General features: G+C 68.4%; 7 protein-coding genes. 1 reads left to right on the forward strand and 6 read right to left on the reverse strand.

Annotated features, from left to right (window positions below; genetic code table 11):
- Positions 1 to 139 precede the first annotated feature (139 nt).
- A complete protein-coding gene (locus AB4Y72_RS16430; RefSeq protein WP_026266435.1) occupies positions 140 to 643 on the forward strand; it encodes a DUF3145 domain-containing protein in 504 nt (167 codons plus the stop codon).
- A gap of 131 nt (positions 644 to 774) precedes the next feature.
- On the opposite strand, the gene fabF is transcribed toward AB4Y72_RS16430, so the two are convergent.
- The 6 genes from fabF to AB4Y72_RS16460 all read right to left on the reverse strand — a co-directional run.
- Positions 775 to 2010 (reverse strand): beta-ketoacyl-ACP synthase II, encoded by a 1236-nt coding sequence (gene fabF, locus AB4Y72_RS16435; protein ID WP_441427206.1) that lies wholly within the window; start codon positions 2008 to 2010, stop codon positions 775 to 777.
- Between the two features lie 171 nt (positions 2011 to 2181).
- A complete protein-coding gene (locus AB4Y72_RS16440) occupies positions 2182 to 2427 on the reverse strand; it encodes an acyl carrier protein (RefSeq protein WP_120954578.1) in 246 nt (81 codons plus the stop codon).
- Positions 2428 to 2618: 191 nt separating this feature from the next.
- The gene (locus AB4Y72_RS16445; protein WP_441427207.1) at positions 2619 to 3680 is read right to left on the reverse strand and encodes a beta-ketoacyl-ACP synthase III; all 1062 of its coding nucleotides are present in this window, start codon (positions 3678 to 3680) and stop codon (positions 2619 to 2621) included.
- Positions 3677 to 4606 (reverse strand): ACP S-malonyltransferase, encoded by a 930-nt coding sequence (locus AB4Y72_RS16450; protein WP_441427208.1) that lies wholly within the window; start codon positions 4604 to 4606, stop codon positions 3677 to 3679. The genes AB4Y72_RS16445 and AB4Y72_RS16450 overlap by 4 nt, the downstream gene beginning before the upstream one ends.
- An 87-nt stretch (positions 4607 to 4693) precedes the next feature.
- Positions 4694 to 5938, reverse strand: a complete 1245-nt coding sequence (locus tag AB4Y72_RS16455; protein WP_441427209.1) for a PucR family transcriptional regulator — start codon at positions 5936 to 5938, stop codon at positions 4694 to 4696.
- Positions 5939 to 6159: 221 nt separating this feature from the next.
- On the reverse strand, positions 6160 to 7071 hold a 912-nt coding region (locus AB4Y72_RS16460; protein WP_441427210.1), incomplete at its 5' end, for a transketolase-like TK C-terminal-containing protein.

Here is a 7071-nt window from a genome sequence, read left to right on the forward strand (position 1 = left end):
GCTTCACGTCCCAGCTTGGAACCCGGTTGTACATTAGTAGTCTGGCAGGGACCGCCGGCACAATTTCGGATCCGCGCAACAGACAGACATTCAGGCACAGGTCGTTGGGGAAGACGTACCTACAGCTATGGAGGATGGAATGTCTGTTGCACTGACCCGCGGTGTGTTGTTTGTTCACTCGGCCCCGACTGCCTTGTGTCCCCACGTCGAGTGGGCCATAGGGTCTGTCGTGGACAAGCGGACGGACTTGGAGTGGACCGCTCAGCCTGCCGCGCCCGGAATGTTCCGGGCCGAGCTGTCGTGGACCGGAACGCCGGGCACGGGGGCTCAATTGGCGTCGGCTCTGCGTGGCTGGGCGCACCTGCGCTATGAAGTGACCGAGGAACCGAGCCAGGGAGTGGACGGCGGACGCTGGTCGCACACCCCGGAGCTGGGGATCTTCCACGCCACCACCGATGTCCACGGCAACATCATGGTCTCCGAGGACCGCATCCGCTACGCCTACGAATCCGGCGCCGGGGACCCCTCGGCCGTCTACCACGAGCTCTCGCTCGCCCTGGGTGAGGCCTGGGACGAGGAACTGGAACCGTTCCGGCACGCCGCCGAGGGCGCTCCCGTGCGCTGGCTCCACCAGGTCGGCTAAGCCCCGGCCAGGGTCGACTCCGTTACAGCAGTTCCAGCAGCAATTCCATAGCTACGCACCAAAAGAGCGATGGCGGCCATGTTCGAAGGGAACATGGCCGCCATCGCTCTTTGGCACGGAGTGCGGTGGACCTATACGCTGCGTACCGCGATCACGGCGTTGTGGCCGCCGAAGCCGAAGGAGTTGCTCAGCGCGGAGATGCTGCCGGCCGGCAGGTCCCGGGCCGTCGTGACGACGTCGAGCGGAATTTCCGGGTCCTGGTTCTCGAGGTTGATGGTCACCGGGGCCTTGCGGTCGTAGATGGCCATGACGGTCAGGACGGCTTCCACCGCACCGGAGGCGCCCAGCAGGTGCCCCATCTGGGACTTGGTGGCCGAGACCGCGACGCTGTCCAGGTGCTTGCCCAGGGCAGCCTTGAGGGCCGCGTACTCGGGCTTGTCGCCGACCGGGGTGGAGGTGGCGTGCGCGTTGACGTGCACCACGTCTTCGGGCTGGATGCGGCCGTCGAACATGGCAGCCTTCAGCGCGCGGGTGGCGCCGAGGCCTTCGGGGTCCGGGGCGGTGATGTGGTAGGCGTCGGCGGTGACCGAGGTGCCGGCAAGTTCGGCGTAGATCCGGGCGCCGCGGGCCAAGGCGTGTTCCTCGGCTTCGAGGACCAGGGCGCCGGCGCCTTCACCCATGACGAAGCCGTCGCGGTCACGGTCGTAGGGACGTGAAGCGTGCTCGGGATCGTCGTTGCGGCGTGAGAGTGCCTGCATGGAGGCGAAGGCGGCGATCGGCATCGGGTGGATGGCGGCTTCGGCGCCGCCGCAGACCACGACGTCGGCCTTGCCGGCGCGGATCAGATCCAGACCCATGTGCACGGCCTCGGTGCCGGATGCGCAGGCGGAAACGGGGGTGTGGGCGCCGGCGCGGGCTCCCAGGTCAAGGCTTACCGCCGCAGCCGGGCCGTTGGGCATCAGCATGGGAACAGTCATGGGCAGGACGCGGCGGGGGCCCTTTTCGCGCAGGGTGTCCCACGCATCCAGGAGGGTCCAGACTCCGCCGATCCCGGTGGCGAAGGCCACCGCAAGACGGTCGTGGTCGATTTCGGTGATGCCGGCGTCGGCCCATGCCTCGCGGGCCGCAACCACGGCGAACTGGGTGGACGGGTCCATGCGCTTGGCTTCGACCCGGCTCAGGACCTCGAGGGCGGGGGTGGTAGCGCGTGCGGCGAAGTGGACAGGCAGTTCGTACTTTGCCACCCAGTCGTCCTCAAGCGTGTGCGCGCCGGAGACGCCCTGGAGCGCGTTCTTCCACATCGTGGGGACATCGCCGCCAATGGGTGTGGTGGCACCCAGACCGGTAATGACTACTTTGCGTGCCATGGGATCACTCTCTGTCGGTGCGCCTGCCGTGTCCGGATCCGCGAACGGGATGGCCGGGGCCTGCGTGGGGAAAACTCTGGGGTGGTGCGTGGAGGGTGCTGGTTCCGGTCCGGGTGCTGTTGCAGCGCCCGGACCGGCCAGCGGGTCCGCCGGTGCCGGCGGGGGCCAGGTTTAGGCCTGGGCGTTGGCGATGAAGCCCACGGCGTCGCCGACGGTCTTGAGGTTCTTGACCTCTTCGTCCGGGATGCGGACGCCGAACTTCTCTTCGGCGTTGACCACGATGGTCATCATGGAGATGGAGTCGATGTCCAGGTCTTCGGTGAAGGACTTGTCCAGTTCGACTGCCTCCGGGGCCAGGCCGGTTTCCTCGTTGACGATTTCAGCCAAGCCGGCCAGGATTTCTTCGTTGCTAGCCATTGATGGCTCCTTTTCTAGTTGTTGCCCCGGCCGCCGGTGGAATGCCGGCCGCCGTGGGCGGAAATGATTCAAACCGAGGGTTCGGCTTGGTGCGGGAATGCGTGGTGTGCACCGCAGGACCTGAAGCTCAGGACCTGCGGTGCAAAGGTCATGCGGGCGGAACGTATTCAGTTCGGGAACGCGGTGGCTGCCTACGGAAGCACGACCACCTGGGCGCCGAAGACCAGACCGGCTCCGAAGCCGATCTGCAGCGCCAGCCCGCCGCTGAGCTCGGGGTTTTCCTCAAGCAGGCGGTGGGTGGCCAGGGGGATGGATGCCGCCGACGTGTTGCCGGCCTCGGCGATGTCGCGGGCAATCTTGACGGTCTCGGGCAGCTTCAGCTTCTTGGCCATCTCGTCGATGATCCGCATGTTGGCCTGGTGCGGGATGAAGGCGGCGAGGTCCTCGGCCTGGATGCCGGCGGCGTCCAGGGCCTGCTGGGCCACCTTGGCCATCTCCCACACGGCCCAGCGGAAGACGGTCTGGCCGTCCTGGCGCAGGGTCGGCCACAGGGAGGCGTCGGTCACGGCCGCCTCCTCGCTGCTGAGAGCCCCGCCGCGCTTGCCGGTCAGGGCGAGCTCGCGGATGTCCAGCATGGAGTGGGTCATGCCGATGGCATCCCACTTGCTGCCGTCCGAACCCCACACCGAAGGACCGATGCCCGGGGTGTCAGAGGGGCCGATCACGACGGCGCCCGCGCCGTCGCCGAGCAGGAACGAGATGGTCCGTTCCGTGTTGTCGATGACGTCGGAGAGCTTCTCGGCCCCGATCACCAGAACGTACTTGGCCGCGCCGGAACGCACCAGGGCGTCGCCTTGGGCGATGCCGTAGCAGTACCCGGCGCACGCCGCGGAGATGTCGAAGGCCGGGGCGGGGGTCGCGCCGAGGCGGTCGGCCAGGCTCGCGGCAGCCGACGGCGTGGCGTACGGGTGGGTGACCGTGGAGACGATCACGGCGCCGAGCTGGGAGGCCTCGATGCCGGCCTTGCGGAGCGCCTCGCGGGCAGCGCCCTCGGCCATGTCGATCACGCTGACGTCGGCGGGCGCGCGGTGCCGGGTCACGATGCCCGTGCGCTGGCGGATCCATTCATCGGACGAATCGATCCACTGGCACACGTCTTCGTTCGTCACGATCACGCTGGGCCGGTAGGCGCCGACACCCATGATGCGGGTGTTGGCCTGCACGGGCGCCTGCTTCAGGGTCGGAACGCTCATGCCTCTCCCTCCAGTTCTGCAAATAGGGCCAGGGCCGCGGAAAGATCGTCCGGGGTCTTGACGGTGACGGTCTTGACGCCGGGCATCCCGCGCTTGGCCAGGCCTGCCAGCGTCCCCGCGGGAGCCAGTTCGATTACGCCGGTCACGCCGCGCTGCACCATCGTCTCCATGCACCGGTCCCAGCGGACCGGGCGGGAGACCTGGGCAATCAGGCTGTCGACGACGGCGGCGCCGTCCTCGACTGCCGCGCCGTCGTAGTTGGACAGCAGCGGCACCTGCGGGTTCCGGGGGTGCAGCGACGGGCGCAGGGCCTGGAGGGCAGCAACGGCGGGCGCCATGTGCGAGGTGTGGAACGCGCCGGCAACCTTCAGCGGAATGACCCGGGCCTTGGCCGGCGGGTTCTCGGCGAGGGCTTTGAGCTGTTCGAGTGTGCCGGCGGCCACCGTCTGGCCCGCGCCGTTGACGTTGGCAGCGGTGGCGCCGGAAGCCTCAATGGCGGCCAGGACGTCCGCCGGGTCGCCGCCGACGACGGCACTCATGCCGGTCGGGGTGGCGGCAGCCGCGGCGGCCATGCTGTTGGCGCGTTCGCGGACAAAAGTCATGGCTTCGGTCTCGGTCAGGACGCCGGCCAGCGAGGCCGCGGTGATTTCGCCGACGGAGTGGCCGGCCAGGATGACCGGCAGCGTGCTGAGCTCGACGTCGAACAGCGACTTTGCCGCCACCAGGCCGGCGGCGACAATCAGGGGCTGCGCGACGGCAGTGTCCTTGATGGTTTCCTCATCCGAGGTGGTTCCGTGGGCGGTGAGGTCGATGCCTGCTATTTCGCTGAGGGAGGCCAGAAGGCCTGCGACGGGTGGCAGTTCCAGCCAGGGGGCCAGAAAACCAGGGGTCTGGGAGCCCTGTCCAGGGCAGACGATTGCAAGCACGTAACCAGCTTTCCAAATTACCGCGTGAACATTCGTGTTTTCATGCACCAAGCTCACTGGGTCAGTTTGTAGGAAGTCTACAACGGATTAGGAGCCGTTGCGGGGAGGCTGACGTTCCGCGGGAGGCTTCGGCGGCGCCGATAACCTGCCTACCACGAGGGCTGTCTGCAGCACGAACGCCTCCCGCGGCAGGAGCGGGTCCCAGCCGGTAACGTCACAGACGCGCTTGAGCCGGTAGCGCACCGTGTTGGCGTGCACGAAGAGTTCGCGGGCGGTCGCCTCGAGCGAATGCCCCAGTTCCAGGTAGGTGCCCAAGGTCTCCACGAGCCCGTTGGAGGCGGCCAGCAGGGGGCGGTAGATGTTCTTGACCAGGGAGCGGCGGGCGGCGTCGTCGCCGGAGATCACCCGTTCGGGGAGCAGGTCGTCGGCCGCCACCGGCCGCGGCGCCGAGGGCCACGCCCGGGCCGCGGTGAGGCCGGCAAAGGCCGACTGGGCGGAGCCGCTGGCCTCAAGCAGGGAGCCCGCCTCGGGGCCGTAGACCACCGGGCCGGGAGCGAAGAGTTCGCTGAGCTTCAGGTATGCCGTCTCCCGGTCCTGGACGCCGCCCAGGATCAGGATGAGTCGATCGCCCTGGATCCCCACGAGGGCGTCCTCGGCGAAGCGTCCCGCGGTGCGCCGCAGTTCGCTGACATAGCTGGCGCTGGGTTCGGACGGGGAATTGCCGACCATGACGGTGAACCGCTCCTGCGCCTTCCAGCCCAGGGCCGCGATTCTGGACCGCAGCGCGTCCGTGTTCTCGCCGCGGAGGATGGCATCGACAATCAGGGCTTCCAGCCGGGTATCCCAGGATCCGCGGGATTCCGCGGCGCGGGCGTAGACGTCGGCGGCCGCGAAGGCGACCTCCCTCGAGTAGCGCAGTACGGCTTCCCGGAGGGCCGACTGGTCAGCCTCCGGGGCGATAATCGGGACCTGGTCCTCCACGACCTCCACGACGATCCGGATGAGCTGGAGCGCTTTCTGGAGGCTGATGGAGCGGGTCAGTTCAGTGGGGGCGGTGCCGAAGACGTCGGAGAGGATCCACGACGGCGAGCTCGGCCGTTCGTACCACGTGACAAACGCCGCGATGCCGTTCTGGGCTACCATGCCCAGGGCGGACCGCTCGTCCGAGTTCAACCGGCTGTACCACGGCAGTGACTTCTCCAGCTGGCGCAGCGTCGTCGTCGACAGCTGGCCCACGCTGGCCCGGAGCTTCTTGAGCGTCTCGGCCTTCTCTGGAGTCATCGCCCTGGAGGCAGGCTTGCGTTTTTCGGGAGTGGTGATCGGCTCTGCCATGCATCGAGCATACGGGGCGCACCGGCCAAGCTCCATTTGTGCGAAGGCTACAACTGCCGTTGTCCTGTGTCACAGCGGCCCGCGCCGGGATCGCCGGGGGCCGGGCCCCCGGAGGGGCGGGGGACAATGGCGGTTAAACGCCCGACGGCGGTTCCCCACCGTTTGGTGGGGAACCGCCGTCGGGCGCGGTGTCCGGCCTGTGCGGCCGGCAGGGCGTCCGGTTAGGAGTCGCCGCCCGCGTTGCCGGTGGTGCCGGCGTTCACGTTCAGCAGCCGGTACTTCTCGATCGCCTGGGCCGGGGCCTGGGCGTCGACCTCGCCGCGGCGGGCCAGCATCTGCAGGGAACGGACCACTACCGAGTGGATGTCGTTCTTGAAGAAGCGGCGGGCAGCGGCGCGGGTGTCGGAGAAGCCGAAGCCGTCCGCCCCGAGCGAGGCGAACTCGTTCGGGAGGAACTGCCGGATCTGGTCCGGCACGGCCTTCATGTAGTCGGTGACCGCGACGATCGGCCCGGTGGCGCCGGCGAGCTGCTGGGTGACGAACGGGACGCGGGCGGGCTGGCCGGGGTTGAGGAAGGCTTCTTCCTCGGCGGCCATGGCGTCGCGGCGCAGTTCGGTCCAGGACGTCACGGACCACACGTCGGCGGAGACGCCCCAGTCCTCGGCGAGGATGCGCTGGGCCTCGAGGGCCCAGGGCACCGAGACGCCGGAGGCCAGGATCTGCGTGCGCGGGCCGTCAATCTTGGCCGGTGCGAGCAGGTAGATGCCCTTGGTGATGCCCTCGACGTCGAGCTCGGCCGGTGCCGCCGGCTGGGAGATCGGCTCGTTGTAGACCGTGATGTAGTACATCAGGTTCCGGGCGGGGTCGTTGTCGGCAGAGCCGGGGCCGTACATCCGTTCCAGGCCGTCGCGCATGATCACGCCGATCTCGTAACCGTACGCGGGGTCGTAGGTGACGACCGCCGGGTTGGTGGCCGCCAGCATGGGGGAGTGGCCGTCGGCGTGCTGCAGGCCTTCACCGGTCAGGGTGGTGCGGCCGGCGGTGGCGCCGATGATGAACCCGCGGGTCATCTGGTCCGCGGCGGCCCAGAAGGAATCGCCGGTGCGCTGGAACCCGAACATCGAGTAGAAGAC

The sequence above is a fragment of the Arthrobacter sp. YAF34 genome (assembly GCF_052113245.1).
Classification (GTDB): Bacteria; Actinomycetota; Actinomycetes; order Actinomycetales; family Micrococcaceae; genus Arthrobacter.

Excerpts from the sequence above, each read along its gene's own strand:
- AB4Y72_RS16440 (WP_120954578.1), bottom strand. The coding sequence starts at position 2,427 with ATGGCTAGCAACGAAGAAATCCTGGCCGGCTTGGCTGAAATCGTCAAC.
- fabF (WP_441427206.1), bottom strand. The coding sequence starts at position 2,010 with ATGGCACGCAAAGTAGTCATTACCGGTCTGGGTGCCACCACACCCATT.
- AB4Y72_RS16430 (WP_026266435.1), top strand. The coding sequence starts at position 140 with ATGTCTGTTGCACTGACCCGCGGTGTGTTGTTTGTTCACTCGGCCCCG.
- AB4Y72_RS16455 (WP_441427209.1), bottom strand. The coding sequence starts at position 5,938 with ATGGCAGAGCCGATCACCACTCCCGAAAAACGCAAGCCTGCCTCCAGG.
- AB4Y72_RS16445 (WP_441427207.1), bottom strand. The coding sequence starts at position 3,680 with ATGAGCGTTCCGACCCTGAAGCAGGCGCCCGTGCAGGCCAACACCCGC.